Source organism: Aeromonas sp. 604176 (assembly GCF_049170755.1).
GTDB classification, from domain to species: domain Bacteria; phylum Pseudomonadota; class Gammaproteobacteria; order Enterobacterales; family Aeromonadaceae; genus Aeromonas; species Aeromonas veronii_A.
The window spans coordinates 1-20,938 of record NZ_JAAKNE010000079.1 but is presented as its reverse complement, the minus strand read 5'-3'; the positions used below and the strand labels follow the sequence as shown (position 1 = coordinate 20,938).

General features: G+C 59.0%; 18 protein-coding genes and 1 pseudogene. 7 read left to right on the top strand and 12 right to left on the bottom strand.

The genetic code is table 11. The annotated features are described in order from the left end of the window. The 4 genes and pseudogenes from G5358_RS14310 to glyQ all read right to left on the bottom strand — a co-directional run. Positions 1-256 (bottom strand): annotated as a pseudogene (locus G5358_RS14310) (EAL domain-containing protein); the annotation flags it as partial. 231 nt (positions 257-487) lie between these two features. After that, positions 488-1,387 carry a hypothetical protein gene (locus tag G5358_RS14305; RefSeq protein ID WP_421324296.1) on the bottom strand — a complete coding sequence of 300 codons (900 nt, stop codon included), beginning with the start codon at positions 1,385-1,387 and terminating at the stop codon, positions 488-490. An 83-nt stretch (positions 1,388-1,470) separates the two neighbouring features. Next, entirely contained in the window at positions 1,471-3,552 is a 2,082-nt protein-coding gene (gene glyS, locus G5358_RS14300) for a glycine--tRNA ligase subunit beta (RefSeq protein ID WP_421213363.1), read from the bottom strand. Between the two features lie 9 nt (positions 3,553-3,561). Beyond that, a complete protein-coding gene (glyQ, locus tag G5358_RS14295) occupies positions 3,562-4,485 on the bottom strand; it encodes a glycine--tRNA ligase subunit alpha (RefSeq protein WP_039041015.1) in 924 nt (307 codons plus the stop codon). Between the two features lie 222 nt (positions 4,486-4,707). Here glyQ and G5358_RS14290 point away from each other — a divergent pair, with 222 nt between their 5' ends. After that, the gene (locus tag G5358_RS14290) at positions 4,708-5,280 is read left to right on the top strand and encodes a DNA-3-methyladenine glycosylase I (RefSeq protein ID WP_421324295.1); all 573 of its coding nucleotides are present in this window, start codon (positions 4,708-4,710) and stop codon (positions 5,278-5,280) included. A gap of 129 nt (positions 5,281-5,409) precedes the next feature. Then, positions 5,410-6,066: an OmpA family lipoprotein gene (locus tag G5358_RS14285; protein WP_005339468.1), complete on the top strand. Its 657-nt coding sequence runs from the start codon at positions 5,410-5,412 to the stop codon at positions 6,064-6,066. 134 nt (positions 6,067-6,200) lie between these two features. On the opposite strand, the gene G5358_RS14280 is transcribed toward G5358_RS14285, so the two are convergent. Together G5358_RS14280 and tusA are read right to left on the bottom strand one after the other, a co-directional pair. Then, entirely contained in the window at positions 6,201-6,548 is a 348-nt protein-coding gene (locus G5358_RS14280) for a RidA family protein (RefSeq protein WP_021229265.1), read from the bottom strand. Positions 6,549-6,569: 21 nt separating this feature from the next. Beyond that, a complete protein-coding gene (gene tusA / locus G5358_RS14275) occupies positions 6,570-6,815 on the bottom strand; it encodes a sulfurtransferase TusA (protein ID WP_005339470.1) in 246 nt (81 codons plus the stop codon). Between the two features lie 169 nt (positions 6,816-6,984). On the opposite strand from tusA, the gene G5358_RS14270 reads away from it, so the two are divergent. Beyond that, the gene (locus G5358_RS14270) at positions 6,985-7,176 is read left to right on the top strand and encodes a hypothetical protein (RefSeq protein WP_005339471.1); all 192 of its coding nucleotides are present in this window, start codon (positions 6,985-6,987) and stop codon (positions 7,174-7,176) included. A 75-nt stretch (positions 7,177-7,251) separates the two neighbouring features. On the opposite strand, the gene G5358_RS14265 is transcribed toward G5358_RS14270, so the two are convergent. From G5358_RS14265 to G5358_RS14240, 6 genes are all read right to left on the bottom strand, one after another. After that, a complete protein-coding gene (locus tag G5358_RS14265) occupies positions 7,252-8,490 on the bottom strand; it encodes an ABC transporter substrate-binding protein (protein ID WP_421324293.1) in 1,239 nt (412 codons plus the stop codon). A gap of 4 nt (positions 8,491-8,494) precedes the next feature. Beyond that, on the bottom strand, positions 8,495-9,940 hold the full coding sequence (locus tag G5358_RS14260; protein WP_005357365.1) for an ATP-binding protein: 1,446 nt from the start codon (positions 9,938-9,940) through the stop codon (positions 8,495-8,497). Then, positions 9,937-10,659 (bottom strand): response regulator, encoded by a 723-nt coding sequence (locus G5358_RS14255; RefSeq protein ID WP_005339475.1) that lies wholly within the window; start codon positions 10,657-10,659, stop codon positions 9,937-9,939. The genes G5358_RS14260 and G5358_RS14255 overlap by 4 nt, the downstream gene beginning before the upstream one ends. A 278-nt stretch (positions 10,660-10,937) precedes the next feature. Then, on the bottom strand, positions 10,938-12,101 hold the full coding sequence (fadA, locus tag G5358_RS14250; RefSeq protein WP_005342451.1) for an acetyl-CoA C-acyltransferase FadA: 1,164 nt from the start codon (positions 12,099-12,101) through the stop codon (positions 10,938-10,940). A 21-nt stretch (positions 12,102-12,122) separates the two neighbouring features. After that, positions 12,123-14,270 (bottom strand): fatty acid oxidation complex subunit alpha FadB, encoded by a 2,148-nt coding sequence (gene fadB, locus G5358_RS14245; protein ID WP_421324291.1) that lies wholly within the window; start codon positions 14,268-14,270, stop codon positions 12,123-12,125. Positions 14,271-14,474: 204 nt separating this feature from the next. Continuing rightward, positions 14,475-16,412: an acetoacetate--CoA ligase gene (locus G5358_RS14240; protein ID WP_421324289.1), complete on the bottom strand. Its 1,938-nt coding sequence runs from the start codon at positions 16,410-16,412 to the stop codon at positions 14,475-14,477. Positions 16,413-16,603: 191 nt separating this feature from the next. Here G5358_RS14240 and pepQ point away from each other — a divergent pair, with 191 nt between their 5' ends. Genes pepQ through hemG form a run of 4 tightly spaced genes read left to right on the top strand, consistent with a single transcriptional unit; the run spans position 16,604 to position 20,569 of the window. After that, on the top strand, positions 16,604-17,926 hold the full coding sequence (gene pepQ / locus G5358_RS14235; protein ID WP_216952401.1) for a Xaa-Pro dipeptidase: 1,323 nt from the start codon (positions 16,604-16,606) through the stop codon (positions 17,924-17,926). Next, complete coding sequence (locus G5358_RS14230) at positions 17,926-18,543, top strand: YigZ family protein (RefSeq protein WP_043825947.1); 618 nt, start codon at positions 17,926-17,928, stop codon at positions 18,541-18,543. The genes pepQ and G5358_RS14230 overlap by 1 nt, the downstream gene beginning before the upstream one ends. A 36-nt stretch (positions 18,544-18,579) precedes the next feature. Then, entirely contained in the window at positions 18,580-20,037 is a 1,458-nt protein-coding gene (locus G5358_RS14225; RefSeq protein WP_005339482.1) for a TrkH family potassium uptake protein, read from the top strand. 7 nt (positions 20,038-20,044) lie between these two features. Beyond that, a complete protein-coding gene (hemG, locus tag G5358_RS14220) occupies positions 20,045-20,569 on the top strand; it encodes a menaquinone-dependent protoporphyrinogen IX dehydrogenase (protein ID WP_005339483.1) in 525 nt (174 codons plus the stop codon). The last annotated feature ends 369 nt before the right edge of the window (positions 20,570-20,938 follow it).

Here is a 20,938-nt window from a genome sequence, read left to right as displayed (position 1 = left end):
CGAGGCGGGCGGCCAGCGCGATGGCCTTGATGCGGCACAGCTGATCGAAGCGGTAGCGGTTGTCGTCGTTGACCCGGGCAATCACGCTCTGCGCGGGTTCGTTGTTGATCCCCCGCACCAGCGCCTCGTAGCCGAAGATGGTGCGCTTGCTGCAATCGACGATGGGCTGAAAGGCCATGGTGAAGTCGAAGTCGAGATCTGCTTTCTCCTGACACAGCTGGCAGATGGCGGGGGACGGGGCGGCAGGTATATCCATGACTTTCCTCTTGGGCGTGGCGGCGCTGGGCACTGTCTCAAATGATAACAGCTGATCACCCCCCTGTAGGTTCGATTAGCGCAGCGTAATCGGACGAACGAGAGGTTTTGATTGTGGTTGTTGCCGTGTAACCGTGTCGGCCAACCGGAGGGTGGAATTAGGCTGGCCGTGATAGCGGGAGAATCCAATTACGCGAAAGTCCGATTACGCTGCGCTAATCGAACCTACCAGCTAGGTGGGAGTCCCAGCGTAGTCGTATTCAACTTTTTTTAAGCCCTTTTTTTCATCTACGACAAAGAAAATTGCATTCATCCATGTTTTTTCCATTAAACGTGAATATATGGTCATGTCGTGTTCGTTCTTTTTCAGTAGAAGACGTCTTACATGGTTTAAATTATTCAAACCATTTCTTATTTGTGAATCACAAAATTTTATTATAATTACAGCTGGTAATGAACCTCCTGCTCGGAAAATAATAAACCCATTATCTTCCATTCCCATATGGTTGTAAAATTTGGGGTCACCCGGAGTTCCATCTATATCCATCATGACTGCTCTGAGGCGAGTAAATAGTTCCACCCCAAGATAAAACTTACTATGATCAGAGAAACGCTGATTGACTTTATTTAGGTCTTCGCAATATTCCGCTGGCGAATAAGACTTTAGTGGATACCTCGCTTCTTCAACAATGAATTTTTCTAACTCTACTAAAAGCGACCGCTCCTCTCTAGATAAGCTTAGCCTTAAGTCATTGGTAATATTGATTAACCCATGACTATAACTTTTCATCTTCTTATCAAGGATTTTTTTGGGTGCTGAAATTAGCAAAGATACAATACTAGACTTCAGCAGAAGTTCAATTGCATAACCAAGTAATAAAAAACTTGCCTTATTAGCTGCATCTTTTTCATCAAGAAGTTCAAAAGTCTCTTCTGAGCTGGCTCTAATGATGTTGCCATTACTATCTCTTGTGAGATTTTCGAATTTAAGTTGTGCGTTTTTGGCGCAATTTCGTAGAAGCTTGGCACTAATTATTTTCCCATCTGCTTCTTTTATCCAATCCTGTTTTTTGAAAATTCCATTTTCACCAGTAGATTTTATAGGCTGCTCCCATAAGTCCTGTTTACTCATGTTAACTCCTTATTGAAGAGGATTAGTTTATATAAAAACGGCGCCTCGTGGCGCCGTTTTTAATATCACTTACTAAACAAGAGTCACTGCAGCAGGGAGATATCCGCGACTTGCAGGAACAGGTTGCGCAGGTTGTTCAGCAGTGCCAGACGGTTGGCCTTGAGGGCTTCGTCGTCGGCCATCACCATCACTTCGTTGAAGAAGGTGTCGACCGGCTCGCGCAGGGCGGCCAGACGGGTGAGGGCAGCCTGATAGTCACCGGCAGCGAACAGCGGGGCCAGTTCGGCTTGCAGTTCGGCAACCTGGGTGGCCAGCGCCTTCTCGGCGGCATCTTGCAGCAGTTCCGGTTTGACGGCAGTCGGCAATTCGCCTTCGACCTTGGCCAGAATGTTGCTCACGCGCTTGTTGGCGGCAGCCAGTGCCAGTGCGGCATCCAGCGTGCGGAAGTGGCTGACGGCCTTGACGCGACGATCGAAGTCGAGCGGACGGGTCGGGCGGCGGGCCAGTACGGCCAGCACCACGTCGGCACCGATGCCTTCGTCCTGATAGGCGGCGCGGAAGCGGCCCAGCATAAAGTCGACCACGTCGGTGACGACGGTCTTGTTGGTCAGCTTGTCGCCGTAGACGCGTACCGCTTCTTCAACCAGTTCAACCAGATCCAGATCCAGCTGCTTCTCGGTCATGATGCGCAGGGCACCGATGGCGGCGCGACGTAGGGCGAACGGGTCTTTATCACCCTTCGGCAGCATGCCGATGCCGAAGATACCGGCCAGGGTGTCGAACTTGTCGGCCAGCGCGACGGCGCAGGCAACCAGACCGGACGGCAGGGCATCGCCGGCAAAGCGCGGCATGTACTGCTCGTTGAGGGCCACGGCAACCGCTTCATCTTCGCCATCGTGACGGGCGTAATGCATCCCCATGACACCCTGGGTGTCGGTGAACTCGCCGACCATGTTGGTCATCAGGTCACACTTGGAGAGCAGACCGGCACGGCGGGCCTGAGTCACGACGGCATTATCGCCACCACTGATACGCTCGGCGATAAAGCCGGCGACGGTCTCGATGCGCTCGACCTTGGCCTTGACGGTGCCCAGCTGTTGCTGGAACAGCACGGTTTCAAGGCGCGGCAGGCGGGAGGCCAGGGTCTGCTTGAGGTCGGTCTTGAAGAAGAACTCGGCGTCTGAGAGACGGGGGCGAACCACCTTCTCGTTGCCGCTGATGATCTGGCTCGGGTCTTTGGACTCGATGTTGGTGACGAAGATGAACTTCGGCAGCAGCTTGCCGTTCTTGTCGTAGACCGGGAAGTACTTCTGGTCACCCTTCATGGTGTGAACCAGCGCCTCAGCCGGCACGGCCAGGAACTTCTCTTCGAAGTTGGCGGTCAGCACCACAGGCCACTCGACCAGTGCAGTCACTTCTTCCAGCAGGGCGTCGTCCAGATCGGCCACGCCACCGAAGGCGGCAGCGGCCGCTTCGACGTCAGCCTTGATCTTGGCCTTGCGCGCCATAAAGTCGGCAATCACCATGCCGCGCTCCTGCAGGATCTGCGGGTACTGGCTGGCGTTGTCGATGGTGAACTCGCTCTCGCCCATAAAGCGGTGGCCGCGGATGGTGCGGGCAGAGTCGATACCCAGAATGTAGGCGGGGACCAGCTCGCCATCCAGCAGCAGGGTCACGGTGAAGACCGGACGCACGAACTGGATGGTCTTGTCGCCCCAGCGCATCATTTTCGGGATGGGTAGCTTGGCCAGTGCAGCAGCAACCAGCTCGCCCAGCAACTCTTTGGCCGGACGGCCTTCGACCTTGGCGGTGTGAACCAGCCACTCGCCCTTGTCGGTGACCAGACGCTCGGCCTGCTCAACGGTGATGCCGTTGCCACGGGCCCAGCCTTCGGCAGCCTTGGTCGGCTTGCCTTCGGCATCGAACGCCTGCGCCACGGCTGGGCCGCGCTTCTCGACGCTCTTGCTCGGCTGTTCGCCAGCCAGCTCGCTTACCTTCAGCGCCAGACGGCGCGGTGAGGCAAACCACTCGACGTCGCCGAAGGCCAGATCGGCCTTGGTCAGTTCGGCTTTGAAGTTGTCGGCAAAGGCTTCGGCCAGGGAGCGCAGGGCTTTGGGCGGCAGCTCAGCAGTACCGATCTCTACCAGAAATGTATGTTGTGCCATGTCCGTTCCTTAACCTTGCTTGTTCTCACTGCGCTGACACATAGGGAAGCCCAGCGCTTCGCGGGAGGCGTAGTATGCCTCTGCCACGGCCTTGGTCAGGGTGCGAATGCGCAGGATGTAGCGCTGACGCTCGGTGACCGAGATGGCCTTGCGGGCATCCAGCAGGTTGAAGGAGTGAGCGGCTTTGAGGATGCGCTCGTAGGCAGGCAGCGGCAGCGGTTTTTCCAGTGCCAGCAGGTTCTGGGCTTCCTTCTCGTACTGCTCGAAGCAGTGGAACAGGAACTCCACATCGGCGTGTTCGAAGTTGTAGGTGGATTGCTCCACTTCGTTCTGGTGAAACACGTCGCCGTAGGTGGTCTTGCCCAGCGGGCCGTCAGACCAGACCAGATCGTAGACGCTGTCCACGCCCTGAATGTACATGGCCAGACGCTCGAGACCGTAGGTGATCTCGCCGGTGACCGGCTTGCACTCGAGGCCGCCAACTTGCTGGAAGTAGGTGAACTGGGTCACTTCCATGCCGTTCAGCCACACTTCCCAACCCAGACCCCAGGCACCCAGCGTCGGGTTTTCCCAGTTGTCTTCCACGAAGCGGATGTCGTGGATTTCAGGATCCAGACCTAACTCTTTCAGGGAGCCCAGATAGAGTTCCTGAATGTTGTCGGGGGAAGGCTTGATGATCACCTGGAACTGGTAGTAGTGCTGCAGGCGGTTCGGGTTTTCACCGTAGCGGCCGTCGGTCGGACGGCGGGACGGTTGCACGTAAGCGCAGGCGATGGGCTCCGGGCCCAGGGCACGCAGACAGGTCATGGGGTGGGAGGTACCGGCACCCACTTCCATATCCAGCGGCTGAATGATGGTACAGCCCTGGCGGGACCAATAGTCCTGCAGCTGCAGGATCAGGCCCTGAAAGGTTTTGACATCGAATTTTTGCATAATTTTTTTCGCGCGAAGTGAAAATCAGAGCAAGATTTGCTGAATGTGAACCGAGGGAGTATACCGTCTGGCATGGTCGGATAATAGGCGAAATTGCAGCGGATTCGCGGGATGGTGCTGCGCCCTGGCTGGTCGGGCGGGATGACCGGTATATGATGTGAGCAGTGCCGCCTGCAGAGTGGGCAGGGTCGGGCAAACCGCTGAAATAACGAGGGAGAGGAAATGGAACTGCGCTGCGCCTGGGTGACCAAGGACCCGGAATACATTGAATACCATGACAAACAGTGGGGCAGGCCGGTCTATGACGCCCGCGAGCTGTTTGCCAAGCTCTGCCTCGACGGCCAGCAGGCGGGGCTGTCGTGGATCACCATCCTCAAGCGGACCGAGAGCTATTACCGCGCCTATGCCGACTTTGATCCGGTGCAGATTGCTCGGTTCGACGAGCAGGATGTAGAGCGGCTGCTGCAGGACAGCGGCATCATCCGCAACCGGCTCAAGGTGCAGTCGATCATCAGAAATGCCCGCGCTTATCTGGCGTTGCAGGAGCAGGGGATCGACTTCGCCGACTACCTGTGGGGCTTTGTGGGCGGCGCCCCCATCGTCAACCAGCGGCAGGGCAATGGCGATATTCCGGCGACCTCGCCGGAGTCGGATGCCATGTCGAAAGCGCTCAAGAAGCTCGGCTTCAACTTCGTCGGCAGCACCATCTGTTACGCCTTCATGCAGGCGGTGGGGATGGTGAACGATCATCTGGTCAGCTGTCCTTGCCACGCCGAGTGTCAGTTACCGCGCTGACAGTCCGCCGATTGGCCAAAAAAACATCACTCTCGCCATCTGTTCAGGCTTGCGTCAGACAATGGCGTGCCAGCGCGTTACAATCCGGCCCCCGGCATGGTGCCGGATTGTTTTCACAGAGGTTTTTTCATGCGAGCCAAGATCCTGGTGCCTGCTCTGGCACTGACCGTTGCCCTGAGCGGCTGTACCACCAACCCCTACACAGGTGAATCCCAGACCTCCAAAGGTGCCTGGGGCGCGCTGGCTGGCGCCGCTGCCGGTGCGGCCGTAGGTGCGCTCTCCTCCAGCAAGGGTGACCGCAAGAAGGGCATCCTGACCGGCGTTGCTGCCGGCGCGGCGCTGGGTGGCGGTATCGGCTACTACATGGACGTGCAGGAAGCCAAGCTGCGCGAGAAGCTGCAGGGCACCGGCGTCAGCGTGACCCGCAATGGCAATGAGCTGATCCTCAACATGCCGAACAACGTGACCTTCGACAGCTCCAGCTCCCAGCTGAAAGCGGCCGGTGCCAACACCCTCTCCGGCGTGGCCATGGTGGTTGCTGAGTTCGACAAGACCCGCCTGAACGTGGTCGGTCACACCGACAGCACAGGTTCCCGCGATCTGAACATGAAGCTCTCCCGCGATCGTGCCGATGCCGTTGCCGCTCAGCTGATTGGTCAGGGCGTAGCAGGTAGCCGCATCTCCACCACCGGCGTGGGCCCGGATCAGCCGGTTGCTACCAACAGCACCGCCGCTGGCAAAGCCCAGAACCGTCGCGTGACCATTACCCTGACCCCGACCGCCTAAGTCGTTCAGGTTTCGGTAACGAAAAGGCCCCGCCAGTGATGGCGGGGCCTTTCTATTGGAGCCGTTGCTGGCAATGGCGCCCTGTTGTTTGCTCCATTTTCCCTTGTGGGAGAGGGGGCGGGGATAAGCGCCTCTTAGACAGCTGCAGTCAGCTGCACTTCCACCTTGTAGCCTTCGTGGGCGAGGCGGGCCTGTACACAGGCTCTAACCGGTGCTGTGCCAGCCGGGATCCAGGCATCCCACTGCTCGTTGAAGGCCGCGATGTCACCAATGTCTTTGAGATAGATATTGGCCATCAGAATTTTGTCTACGCCGGAGCCGTTGGCTTCCAGCAGGCGTTGCAGGCTTGCCAGCACTTCGCGGGTCTGCTGGTGGATGTCGGCCTCTTCGCTGACGGGCACTTCCACCACGTAGAGGGTGCCATTGTGGATGACCACGTCAGACCAACGCTGGGTGGTGCCGATTCGGGTAATGGTTGTCATGGAGTGCTCCGGTACGGGGGCTTATTGACCCTTGCGGATCAGATAGCGGTAGGGGGCCTGCTCTGTCTCGCTGGCGACCAGGGTGTGATCCATAAAGCGGCAGAAACTGGGGATGTCGCGGGTGGTTGAAGGATCGTCGGCACTGACCAGCAGGGTCTCGCCATCCGCCATCAGCCGCACTTTCTTGCGAACCATCATAACGGGTTCCGGGCAACGAAGTCCGATTGCGTCCAACTCATGAGTTGCGCCGCAGAATAAATCACTCATCTACTATCAACCTTCAACCTATTCGGCTGCCAATGATACTCAGGGCTAAAAAATAATCAAACAAACGACCCATTCACCAGCATATGTAACCAAAATGTTATTCGGCCCTATCCAGCTTGCGCCGGACGAGTAATATAAAAATTGAACCATATTCAACAAGGAGGTGAATATGCAGGTCTCCTACGGCAGATTACAAGCCTATGCAGGCATGGGGTTCTTGTCCTTCGCCATGATAGTGATGGGCAGCCCGATCGGGAACACCGGTACCTGGTTCGGCTCCATGGTGATGGTCGGGTTGGGGCTCTGGATCGAGCTCAGCGATTACTATGACGAGGATGAGGACGAGAACGATCAATCCTGAATCGGATGACGATTCAACAACAAAGGCGGAGCAGTTCCGCCTTTGTCATTTCTGCCGTTTGGCAATGTGCCCGGATCAGCGGGTCGAGCGCATCGCCCGCTCCAGATGCAGCGCCGTCTGCTCCGGGTTGGCCTTGGGGTCGTTGAAGAAGTTGCTCAGCACATCGAGGATCGCCTGCCGCATATTGGTCGGCGTCGCCATCCCTTCCGCCATGCTGGGCAGCAGGTTGTCCTGCTTTTCCGCCTGCAGGAAATCCTGATAGGAACGGACGGCGCAGCGGTCGAACTTGCTCATGTCGGGATTGGTCAGCGCCGGGATCGATCCCTTCACCCGGTTGAACTCTGCCTGGAATTGCGGCGTCATCAGCAGCTGGGCAAGATCCCCTTGCGCCTGCAGCTGGGCCGGATCCCGCTGTTTGAACATGGCGATGGAGTCGAGGTTGTAGCTGAACAGTCCGGCGCTGCCCGGGCTCGGCAGACAGGCGATATCCTCACCCGGTCGGTAGTTGCCCGCGCTCAGTTCACCCTTCACCCAGTCCCCCATCACCTGCATGGCGGCGCCACCGCTCTCCAGCAGATTGGTGGCCTGATGCCACTTCAGACCGGCGTATTTTTGTGGCACGTAGGCGCGCAGTTGCTGGAAACGTGTCAACACCCGCACCATGTCGGGGCCGGTCAGGGTGGCGCTGTCCTGCTCGAGAAACGCCTTGCGATAGAATTCTTTTCCGCCCTCACCGAGCGCCACCGTTTCAAACAACACCGCCAGCTGCCAGGGCTCGTTGCCAATGGCGAGCGGGATGATGCCCCGTTTTTTAAGCTGGTCGGCGACGGTGACAAACTGGGCCCAGTCGGTGGGCGGAGTCAGCTTGTTGCGCTCGAAGATCTTGCGGTTGAGCCACAGCCAGTTGACCCGGTGGATGCCGGTGGGCACCGCCATCAGGGCGCTATTCTGGCTGAGGGTGGCACGCACCATGGGTGGCATCTGGCTGTACCAGCCGAGGTGTTCGGCCATGGGGGTGAGATCGCGCAGGAAGCCGAGCCCGGCCCACTCCTTGAGCTCATAGCCCTTGAGGTGAGCTGCTTCGGGCGGGTTGGCCGCCAGTGCCCGGCTCTTCAATACCGTCATGGCACTCTTGCCGCCGCCTCCCTGCACTGCAAAGTCGTTCCACTGGTTGCCCTGTTTGGTCCACTCGGATTTGAGCACTTCGACCGCTTTCGCTTCGCCGCCGGATGTCCACCAGTGCAGCACTTCCACCTGGGAGGCGGCAACGGGAGCAGAGAGCAGGGCGATGACAGAAAAAGACAACCACTTCATAAGGTTACTGCCTTGGTAGGGAGAGCGTGGCCTGCAGGCCACCTTGCGGACGGTTTTCCAGCACCAGATCGCCGCCGTGGGCGTGGGCTATGTTGCGGGCGATGCCAAGGCCGAGGCCGGTGCCGGCCTGATCCGTGCTGAGCCGGTAATAGGGTTCGAAGATGCGCTCGAACTGATCGTCCGGCAGGCCGGGGCCCTCATCCATGATGAAGAGGATCAGCATCTCCTCGTCATCCATGATGATGATGCGCACCTTCTGGCCGTACTTGATGCCGTTGTCCACCAGATTGCCGATGCAACGTTTGAGCGCCAGCAGCTTGCCGCGGTAGGGCCACTTGCAGTGGCCTTCGATGGTCAGCCGCTCGTCGTGCAGGTTCATCGACTCCGCCATCTGCTCAAGCAGGGCGTTGATGTCGATCTCCTCGATATTCTCGTGAATGTCGGTCTCTTTGACCGTCTGCAGCGCCCCTTTCACCATCAGCTCCAGCTCGTCGAGATCCTTATTGAACTTGGCGATTTGCACCTCGTCGTCGAGCAGTTCGACCCGCAGTCGCAGTCGGGTGATGGGGGTCTTGAGGTCGTGGGAGATGGAGCTGAACAGCCGCTCTCTATCGTCGATATAGCGACGAATGCGGTGCTGCATGATGTTGAAGGCGCGGGTCGCCGCCACGATTTCCGATGCTCCTTCCTCCTTGAGCGAAGGCTGGTCGATATCCTTGCCCAGATTCACCGCCGCCTTGGCGAGACGGCGCAGCGGGCGGGTCTGCCAGCGCACTAGCATAAAGGTGAAGAAGCAGAGGAACACCGTCATCAGGGCGATGAAACGCACCTGGTTGCTCGGCATCACGGTATCGTCGAGGGTCATGTAGGGGGCGGGCAGCAGTGCCGCCAGATAGAGCCACTCCCCCTTTTCAATCTCGATCTGGGTCACCAGCACCGGCGGATTGAGCGGCTCCAGCGACAGGGTGTAGCGGGCCCAGGAGGAGGGGAGATCCGCCAGCAGGGTGTCGTTGTTGAAGACGTGGAGGTCATCGGGTCGGGAGAAATCCACCTTGATCGCCATGGCGTCGGAGAGCTTGCGGGTCAGCACTCCCTGAACCTCCTCCAGCACCTGCGTCTTGCGTTCGCTGTCGGGGATGGCGTTGATGTGGATCTCCTCCTCGTTGAGCGAGACGAAGAAGCGGCTGCCCCCCATGTTGCGCAGCTGGTCCAGCGCGATATGGCGATACTGCAGCGGCAGGGATTTGAAGAAGTTGACGGTGGAAGCGGCAGACATGGCGAGGTTGCGGGTGGTGCTGAGCATCCCCTCCAGTTCCCGCTTCTGGATCTGCTGCATCCAGATGCCGGTCAGAATGGTCTGGGAGAGCAGGATGGCCAGCAACAACAGCAGGATCATCCGTGACAACAGGGAGCGGGGCACCAGTGCCCCCCAGGACCACTTGTTGCTCATGGCAGCTCGTGCACCTCGGCAATCAGCATGTAGCCGCTACCGCGAATGGTCTTGATGATGCGCGGGCTCTTGCCGTTGTCGCCCAGCTTCTGGCGCAGACGGCTGATCTGCACGTCGATGCCGCGTTCCATTGGCAGGCTTTCGCGGCCGCGGGTGGCATCCGAGATGGTGTCGCGATCCAGCACCACGCCGGGCTGTTGCAGGAACATGCCGAGCAGCATGGCGTCGCTGCCGGAGAGATCCAGCAGGCTGCCATCATCATGGGTCAGCTGGTGGCTCAGGGTGTCGAGGGTCCACTCGGCAAAACGCAGGCGGCGGCTTGGCTCTTTCTCTTTTTCCGGCTGGCGGAATTCGGCGCGGCGCAGCAGTGCCTTGATGCGGGCCTGCAGTTCGCGGGGGCTGAACGGCTTGGCGATATAGTCGTCGGCGCCGAGTTCCAGGCCGATCACCCGATCCGCTTCGTCGGAGGCGGCGGTCAGCATGATGATGGGCACCTGGGAGTCACGACGGATCTGCTGGCAGAGGGTAAAACCGTCCTCGCCGGGCATCATGATGTCCAGAATAATCAGGTCCGGGCTGTGCTGGGCGAGTTGCTGGCGCATCTCGTTGCCCTCCGCCGCCGTCAATACCTGAAAGCCCGCCCGGGTCAGGTACTCATTGAGCAGCTCGCGGATCTCTTGGTCGTCATCGACGATCAGCAGTTGTTTGCTCATTGACATATGTATGTGCATCCACCCATTTTTTTGTGCAGATTGAACCTGTCGGGGGAGTAAAAAGCAAGCAAGCCCCCTATCTAATGTGAGGTTTAAGGCAATAACAGCCTATTGATAAGATTAAAACGAAAAAAGGCCGACCCAAACGGGACGGCCAACAGACAGCTTCTGACCACTGACGAGCACCCCGTGTGGCGATCGTCACAGACTTGAAAAGGGGCCAGTCAGACTGGCCCCGAAAAGGGACAACTCTCAGTAGTGCATCCCGTCGATCCGGCTGGTTATCACACCCGTTCAAACACGGTGGCGATGCCCTGACCCAGACCGATACACATGGTGGCAACCCCCAGGGTGGCGTCCTTCTCCTCCATCAGATTGATGAGGGTGGTGGAGATGCGGGCACCGGAGCAGCCGAGGGGGTGACCCAGCGCAATGGCGCCGCCGTTCAGGTTTACCTTCTCGTCCACCAGATCCTGCAGACCCAGATCCTTCACACAGGGCAGGGACTGGGCGGCAAACGCCTCGTTCAGCTCGAACAGGTCGATATCACCGACAGTCAGACCGGCACGTTTGAGCGCCTTCTGGGTCGCCGGCACCGGGCCGTAACCCATGATGGCGGCGTCACAGCCGGCGATGGCCATGGCACGTACCTTGGCGCGCGGCGTGAGGCCGAGGGCCTTGGCACGATCCGCGCTCATCACCAGCATGGCGGCGGCGCCATCGGACAGGGCCGAGGAGCTGCCGGCGGTGACGGTACCGTTGACCGGGTCGAACACCGGGCGCAGCTGGCTCAGGGTTTCGACCGTGGTCTCCGGGCGGATCACCTCGTCGTAGTCGTAGAAGAAGCGGGCGCCGCTGGCGTCATGGCCTTCCAGCCCGACGATCTCCTTGGCAAAACGCCCTTCCACGGTGGCGGCGTGAGCGCGGCGATGGGAGCGGGCGGCAAACTCGTCCTGCTGCTGACGGCTGATGCCGTGCAGCTTGCCGAGCATCTCGGCGGTCAGCCCCATCATGCCGGAGGCTTTCGCCACCGACTTGGCCATGCCGGGATGGAAGTCGACGCCGTGGCTCATCGGTACGTGACCCATGTGCTCGACGCCGCCGATGATGAAGATATCCCCATCACCTACCTGAATGGCGCGGGAGGCATCATGCAGCGCCTGCATGGAGGAGCCACACAGGCGGTTGACGGTAACCGCCCCCACCTGCTTCGGAATACCGGCCAGCAGCGCGGCGTTGCGGGCGATGTTGAAGCCCTGCTCCAGGGTCTGCTGTACGCAGCCCCAGTAGATATCCTCGATCTCGTTCGGGTCGAGGTTGGGGTTGCGCAGCAGGATGGACTTCATCAGGTGCGCGGACAGATCTTCTGCACGCACGTTGCGGAAGGCGCCGCCTTTGGACCGGCCCATCGGGGTCCGGATACAGTCGACAATGACTACGTCTTTCATGAATGGATCTCCTTTCCGCAATCAGTAGAAGGTTTTGCCCTGGGCGGCCATCTCGCGCAGCTTGTCGCTGACGCGGTAGAGCGGGCCCAAATCGGCATACTGGTCGGCCATGGCCACGTAGCGATCCAGACCAATGGTGTCCAGATAGCGGAACACGCCGCCGCGGAAGGGAGGGAAACCCAGACCGTAGACCAGCGCGATGTCGGCTTCGGCTGGCGTGGCGACTATGCCCTCTTCCAGACAGAGCACCACCTCGTTGATCATCGGGATCATCATGCGAGCAATGATGGCGTCCTTGTCGAAATCCTGTTTCGGCTTGGCAATGGGGGCCAGCAGCTCGTAAGCAGCGGCGTCAGCCACCTTCTTCGGCTTGCCCTTCTTGTCCTGCTCGTAGGCGTAGAAGCCCTTGCCGTTCTTCTGACCGAAGCGGTTCACTTCGTACATCACGTCGATGGCGGTGCGACCTTCCTTGCTCATGCGTGCCGGGAAGCCCTGCGCCATCACGTCACCGGCATGGTGACCGGTATCGATGCCGACTACGTCCAGCAGGTAGGCGGGGCCCATGGGCCAGCCAAACTCCTTCTCCATCACCTTGTCGACGGCAGCGAAGTCGGCGCCATCGGCGACCAGCTTGTTGAAGCCGAAGAAGTAGGGGAACAGCACCCGGTTGACGAAGAAGCCCGGGCAGTCGTTGACCACCACCGGGGACTTGCCCATGGCGGCGGCGTAGGCCACCACGCGGTTGATGGTTTCATCGGAGGTCTGCTCGCCGCGGATGATCTCCACCAGCGGCATGCGGTGCACCGGGTTGAAGAAGTGCATGCCGCAGAAGTTCTGCGGGCGCTTCAGCCCCTTGGCCAGCAGAGAGATGGGAATGGTGGAGGTGTTGCTGGCGAGCACGGCGTCTTCGCCGATGATCCCTTCAACCTCACCCAGTACGGCGGCCTTCACTTTCGGGTTTTCAACCACAGCTTCGACGACGACGTCCACGCCTTTGACGTTGTCATAGCTGAGAGTCGGAGTGATGGCGGAGAGCACCTGGCCCATCTTGATGCCATCGATGCGGCCCTTCTCGAGCTGGCCATTGAGCAGCTTGGTGGCTTCGCCCATGCCAAGTGCCAGCGCCTTCTCGTTGATGTCCTTCATCACCGCCGGAATGCCCTTGCTGGCAGACTGGTAGGCGATGCCGCCGCCCATGATGCCGGCGCCCAGTACGGCGGCGTGGCCAGTGGCCTTGCTCGCCTGTTTGGCCGCCTTCTTGGCCAGCGCCTTGATGTGCTGATCGTTGAGGAAGATGCCGACCAGCGCCTTGGCGACATCGGTCTTGGCCAGCTTGATAAAGCCCTGTGCCTCGGCGGCCAGCGCTTCGTCACGGCCCATACCTGCGGCGGCCTCGACGGTTTTCACCGCCGTCATCGGTGCCGGATAGTGTTTGCCCGCCACGGCGGCAACCATGCCGGCGGCGGTGGTGAAGCTCATCATGGCTTCCAGTTTGGAGAGGCGCAGCGGGGCTTTCTTGGCGGCACGACGGCTCTGCCAGTCCAGCTTGCCCGCGATGGCGTCCTTGATCATCTGTACCGCAGCGCTCTGCAGCGCGTCAGGGGTGACTACGGCGTCGATAGCGCCCACCTTGAGGGCGTCATCGGCACGGTAATCCTTACCGGTGGTGATCCACTCGAGCGCGTTGTCGGCGCCGATCACTCGCGGCAGACGGACTGTGCCGCCAAAGCCCGGCATGATGCCGAGTTTGGTCTCGGGCAGGCCGATTTTGGCGGTGGTGTCGGCCAGACGGAAGTCGGTGGAGAGAATGGTCTCGCAGCCGCCGCCCAGAGCGTGACCCTTGATGGCGGAGAGGGTAGGCACCGGCAGATCTTCGATGGCATTGAAGATGTCGTTGGCCTTTTTCAGCCAGCCGAGCAGATCTTCTTGCGGTAGATCGAACAGTTCCAGGAATTCGGTAATGTCGGCACCGACGATAAAGGCGTCTTTGCCGGAGGTGAGGATCAGACCTTTTAGTTCACGTTCTTGTTGTAATGCGGCGATCGCTTCGCTCAGGGAGAGCAGGGTAGCGCGATCCAGCTTGTTGACTGAACCCGGGGCATCAAACCTCAGCTCGGCGATGCCGTTTTCGAGGTAGCTGACCGACAGGGTTTCGCCTTGGTAGATCATGAGAGTGTCTCCTTGTTCCCACTCAGTGGGGAGTGGTGCTCCTTAATCCCCAGCAGGGGGCGAGGCTCACTATTGATCCAAAAGGAGACATTTTCAACACCTATTTAAAACATTTGTTTAACAGATCTCGAGTAAAAGCTCCTCATCACAAAACGGGCAAAAGAGAGGCGCCTTGCGGCGCCTCGGATGAATGTGGGTTTGTTATCAACTGGCCAGTTCCGGCCGGTTGCGATACTGGTTCAGCACCTCGGGATCGGCGAGGGCGTGGGTATTGTTGACCGGCCGGTTGTGCACCACTTCGCGAACCGCCAGTTCGACGATCTTGCCGGACTTGGTGCGTGGGATGGCATCCACCTGCAGGATGCGGGCCGGTACATGGCGGGCGGTGCAGTGTTGCTTTATTTGCTGGCGGATCCGCTCGCGCAGCGGCTCATCCAGCTTGCAGCCCGCCTTGAGCTTGACGAACAGCACCACCCGCTCGTCCTGTTGCCACTGCTGGCCGATGACGATGCTCTCCTCCACCTCGTCCAGCTGCTCGACATAGCGGTAGATCTCGCTGGTGCCGATGCGCACGCCGCCCGGGTTGAGGGTGGCGTCGGAGCGGCCGTAGAACAGGATGCCACCGGCCGGGGTCAGCTCGATCCAGTCGCCGTGGCACCAGATGTTGTCGAACCGCTCGAAGTAGGCAGCGTGGTACTTGTCGCCATTCTCGTCGCCCCAGAAGTAGATGGGCTGGGCCGGGAACGGCTTGGTGCAGACCAGCTCGCCCTTCTCCCCCTGCACCGGCTGGCCCGCTTCGTTGAATACCTGCACCGCGAGACCAAGGCCGCGTCCCTGACTCTCGCCGCGATAGACCGGGCTGAGCGGATTGCCGATGACGAAGCAGGAGCAGATGTCGGTGCCGCCTGAGATGGAGCTGAGCTGCACATCCTGCTTGATCTGCTGGTAGACGTAGTCGAACCCTTCCGGCGACAGCACAGAGCCGGTGCTGCAGATCAGCCGCAAGTGCGGCAAGTCGTGGCTCTTGATGGGGGCATAACCCTGTTTGTGCAGCGCGTCGAGATACTTGGCCGAGGTGCCGAACAAGCTGACTTGCTCGTCGTGGGCCAGATCCCACAGCACATTGCCGTCCGGGTAGAAGGGCGAGCCGTCATAGAGCACCAGAGTGGCACCGGAGGCGAGGGCGCTTACCAGCCAGTTCCACATCATCCAGCCACAGGTGGTGAAGTAGAAGATGCGCTCCCCCGGCTTGATGTCGCAGTGCAGCTGGTGCTCTTTCAGATGTTGCAGCAGGGTGCCGCCGATGCCGTGCACGATACACTTGGGTTTGCCGGTGGTGCCGGAGGAGTAGAGGATGTAGAGCGGGTCATTGAAAGCCATCGGCTCGAACTGGAGGCCTGCGTCCGGTTGACTTGCCAGCAATTGCTGCCAGTCGTGGCCAAGCTGCAGCGGGTTGCCGAGCAGGGGGATCATCACCGTCTGCTCTATGCTGCCTAACTGGCTCACCACGCAGGCGACTTTCTGCTGAATGTCGATAGCCTTGCCGTTGTAGCGATAGCCATCCACCGCAAACAGCACCCGCGGCCGGGTCTGGCCGAAGCGCTCTACCACGCTGGCCTCGCCGAAGTCGGGGCTGGTGGAGGTCCAGATCGCCCCCAGACTGGTGGTTGCCAGCATGGCTACCACGGTTTCCGGGATATTGGGCAGATAGGCGGCAACCACATCGCCACGACCAATCCCCTGATGACGCAGCCACTGCGCCAGCCGGGCAACCTGTTCCCCAAGCTCACGCCAGCTCAGGGTGCGGCTTGGGCTACCTTCGATGCGGGAGATAATGGCCGGGCTCTCGTCCTGGCGGCGCAGCAGGTTTTCGGCGAAGTTGAGGCGGCTGTCGGGAAACCAGCGGGTGCGCTGCATATCCTGACGGTTCTCCGCCACTATGTTGCCGAGCTCGCCCTTGACGCCGCAGTGTTGCCATACCAGCGGCCAGAAACGGGTGGTCTTCTCCACCGACCATTGGTAAAGCTGCGGATAGTTCTGCAACTGCAAGCCGTGGAAACGGTTCACCTCCGCCATAAAACGGTAGAGGTTGGATTGCTGCATCCCGAGCGGATCCGGTTGCCACAGGCAGAGGTTGTCCATGAGTAATCCCTGACTTCATGTATCTACCGGCAGTGTATTGAATTGTTTTTGATTTGTTAATGATTGGTTTTGTGTTGATAACAAACACGTTTGTAACGTATGCGTTACCTCACGAAGCGGCAGCTTGACGGGTCGAGCCGCCAAGCGCTTGATGTTATGCTGCAATCACATTCACCTCGGAGCAGGACGCCATGAGCAGCTACAGCCAACTTTTTGCCCAGCACCTCGATACCTTGCAGCAGCGCACCCGCGACATTCTGCAACAACAGGGGCTCAGCGGACTGGCCATCCACTCCGGCCAGACTCACCGCATCTTCCTCGATGATCAGGATTATCCGTTCAAGGTAAACCCCCACTTCAAGGCCTGGTTGCCGGTGCTGGACAATCCCCACTGCTGGCTGCTGGTGGACGGGGTGAACAAACCAATCCTGCTGTTCTACCGCCCGGTGGATTTCTGGCACAAAGTAGCGGATCTGCCCAATGCCTTCTGGGTCGAGTTCTTCGATATCCGTTTCCTGACCCGGCCGGAACAGGTGGCCGACCATCTACCTGCCAACAAGCAGGAGTGGGCCTATCTTGGTGGTCATCTGGAAGTGGCCGAGCTGCTGGGTCTGACCCAACCCAATCCGGAGGCGGTACTCAACTACCTGCACTATCACCGCGCCTACAAGACCCACTATGAGCTGGAGTGTCTGCGCGAGGCGAACCGGATCGGGGTACGCGGCCATATTGCCGCCAAGGACTCCTTTATGGCGGGGGCGAGCGAGTTCGAGATTAATCTGGCCTACATGAAGGCGGTCGGGCAGGGGGCCAATGAGGCGCCCTACGGCAATATCGTCGCCATCAACCGCAACGCGGCCATCCTTCACTACACCCATTTGTCCGCCTTGCGGGTGCCGGATGCGGAGCGCCACTCCTTCCTGATCGATGCCGGTGTCGATTTTCACGGTTATGCCTCCGACATCACCCGTACCTGGGCGTGGCGGCGAGGCGAGTTTGCTGATCTGATTGCAGCCCTCGACGAGCAGCAGCAGGAAATCATCAAGGAGATCAAACCGGGTCGCCGCTACAGCGAGCTGCATCTGCAGATGCACCACAAGCTGGCGCGCCTGCTGCAAGCGACCGAGCTGGTGGACATGTCGGTAGACGAGATGATCAACACCGGGGTGACCAACGTCTTCTTCCCTCACGGCCTCGGCCACTTCCTCGGTTTGCAGGTGCACGATGCGGGCGGTTTCATGCAGGATGAGCGCGGCACCCATCTGGCGGCGCCCGAGCTGTTCCCCTATCTGCGCTGCACCCGGGTGATGGAGGTGGGTCAGGTGTTCACCATCGAGCCGGGTCTCTACTTCATCGACAGTTTGCTGGAGCCGCTGCGTCAGGGCGAACAGGGCAAGAGGGTCAACTGGAACAAGGTGGAGGCGCTGCGTCCGTTCGGCGGCATCCGCATCGAAGACAACGTGGTGCTGCACGCCAACGGGGTGGAGAACATGACCAGACAAGCAGGACTCTGATGGCGGCAGCGTACTCCATTCCGGCTGCCCCGCTGGAGTTGACCGAAGAGATAAAGAAGAGTCGCTTCATTACCCTGATCGCCCACACCCCGACCGTCGAGGCGGCCAAGGGGTGGGTCAACGAGATCAAGCGCCAACATCCGGCCGCTCGCCACCACTGCTGGGCCTTTGTGGCGGGCGCGCCGCAAGATAGCCAGGTTTACGGCTTCAGCGATGATGGCGAACCTTCCGGTACCGCGGGCAAGCCGATCCTGGCCCAGCTGATGGGGTCGGGGATCGGTGAAATCTGTGCCGTGGTGGTGCGTTACTACGGCGGCATCCAGCTTGGTACCGGTGGATTGGTCAAAGCCTATGGGGGCGGTGTCGGTGCCGCTCTCAAGCAATTGCCAACTTTGCTCAAGGTGCCGCGCACTCCCTCTCTCATTCACTGCGATTACGGTGACATGGGGACTGTCGAGTCGCTGATCAGCAGCCATAATGGCGAATTGCTGGCGGCGGATTACGGTCAGCAGGTCACCTTGCAGGTGGCGTGGGAGTCCTCGGTTTGGGCTCAGGTGGACCGTGAATTGACCGACCGGACTCATGGGCGGGTATCCCTCAGTCCCTTAGATGGCTAGAATCCATCGCTCTTTAATTGGGGAAAGGGAGCTGTAATGCACATTCTGAGCATTATTCGCATTGTTGGCCTGCTGGTTGCGCTGTTCAGCTCGACCATGCTGTTGCCTGCACTGGTGGCCTTTGGCTATCGGGATGGTGGTGGTGCCGAGTTCGTCAGCTCTTTTCTGATCGCCCTGCTGCTCGGTGTGGTGCTCTGGTTTCCCAATCGCTATCACAAGAAGGAGATGCGCTCGAAAGAGGGCTTTCTGATTGTGGTGCTGTTCTGGACCGTGCTGGGCAGTGTGGGGGCAGTGCCCTTCATCATGAGCGACGTGCCGGATATGTCGGTTTCGGAGGCCTTCTTCGAATCTTTCTCCGGCCTGACCACCACTGGCGCAACGGTACTGACCGGGCTCGATAATCTGCCCAAGGCGTTTCTGTTCTATCGCCAGCTGCTGCAGTGGCTGGGGGGGATGGGGATCATCGTACTGGCGGTGGCCATTCTGCCACTGCTGGGTATCGGGGGTATGCAGCTCTATCGTGCCGAGATCCCGGGGCCGGTGAAGGATACCAAGGTGACGCCGCGCATCGCCGAAACGGCCAAGGCGCTCTGGTTCATCTATCTGCTGCTGACCGCGCTCTGTGCCTTGGCATACTGGCTCGCCGGAATGACGTTGTTCGATGCGGTTTGCCATTCGTTCTCGACGCTGTCGGTCGGTGGCTTCTCCACCCACGATGCCAGCATCGGTTTCTTCAACAGTCCGGTCATCAACCTGATTACCGTGGTGTTCCTGTTGCTGGCCAGCGTGAACTTTGCGCTCCACTTTACCGTCTTCTCCCACCGCCCGGTGCGGCTCGGTCGCTACCTTTACGATTCTGAACTCAAGGTGTTCCTGGCTATCCAGGCAACCTTGGTGATGATCTGCTTTGTCGCCTTGCTGACCCACGGACACTACGCCACCTGGCAAGAGGCGCTCAACCACGGGTTGTTTCAGGCGGTCTCTCTGGGTACCACCACCGGCTACAGCACCACTACCTATGCCGACTGGCCCTCGTTCCTGCCCATGCTGCTGATGTTTTCCGCCTTTATCGGCTGTTGTGCGGGCAGTACGGGCGGAGGCATCAAGGTGATGCGTTTTATGATCCTGTTCATGCAGGGGATGCGCGAGTTGAAGCGGCTGGTTCACCCCAGAGCCATCTATACCTTGAAGCTGGGGAATCGGGCGGTGCCCGAGCGCATCGTCGAGGCGGTGTGGGGCTACTTCGCCACCTATATTATTCTCTTCTTTATGTTCATGTTGCTTTTGCTGATGACGGGACTGAACGAAGTGACCGCATTCACCGCTGTGGCTGCGGCTTTCACCAACGTAGGCCCGGGTTTGGGAGAGGTATCAGCCAACTTCGGCAATATCTCGCCGGCGGCCCAGTGGGTACTGGTGTTGGCTATGTTGTTTGGTCGATTGGAAATTTTTACGCTTCTGGTACTGTTTACTCCTGCATTCTGGCGTAGTTGAGGTTGTTATGGACAAGATTCTGGTGCTTTATTCCTCTCGGGATGGCCAAACCCGCAAAATAGTCGATGTCATGCTGGAGCAGATGCCGGGATGCGAAGTGGTGATGCATGACCTGCATACCTTGCCGATGTGCAACCTCAGCAAGTATGCCAAGGTCTTGATCGGCGCCTCCATTCGTTATGGCAACTTCCACCCCAGCTTGTTCAGCTTTATTCACGCTCATCAGGAGCAGCTGGAGGTGGCCAATGCGGCCTTCTTCTGTGTCAACCTGACGGCCCGCAAGCCAGAGAAGCAGACGCCGCAAACCAATGCTTATATGAAGAAGTTCCTGCGCCTCTCCCCCTGGAAGCCGAAAACCCTGGGCGTCTTTGCCGGTGCGCTGCAATATTCCCGCTATAACTGGTGGCAGACGCGCATCATCCAGCTGATCATGAAGATTACCGGTGGCAGTACAGACACCAGTAAGGACATTGAATTTACCGATTGGGAAAAGGTGCGCAGCTTTGCACGCGAATTCTGGTCAAAAAGGTAGCTGTGTGATGTGAATTAAGGTTTTTTTGCCCGAAACAGCCCCGCCGATGCGGGGCTTTTGTTTAATAAAACAACGGTTGAACCTGAAAGTTGTAAAAAATGCCATTTTTTGCAGTTTTCCTCTTGTCATCCCTGCGCGGCTCCCTATAATGCGCCCCTACCAGCACGGCGGAACACGCCGAACTGATGAGCCAGCTTCCTAGCGAAGTGGGCGCCGAAAGAAAAGCGAAAACAATCGCTTGACTTTCGAAGTGAGAAGCGTAATATGCGCCTCCTCAACGCGACAAGCGTGACGCTCTTTAACAATTTGAATCAAGCAATCTGTGTGGGCACTCACAGCATCGAACATCAAAAACAATTTTTGATTTTC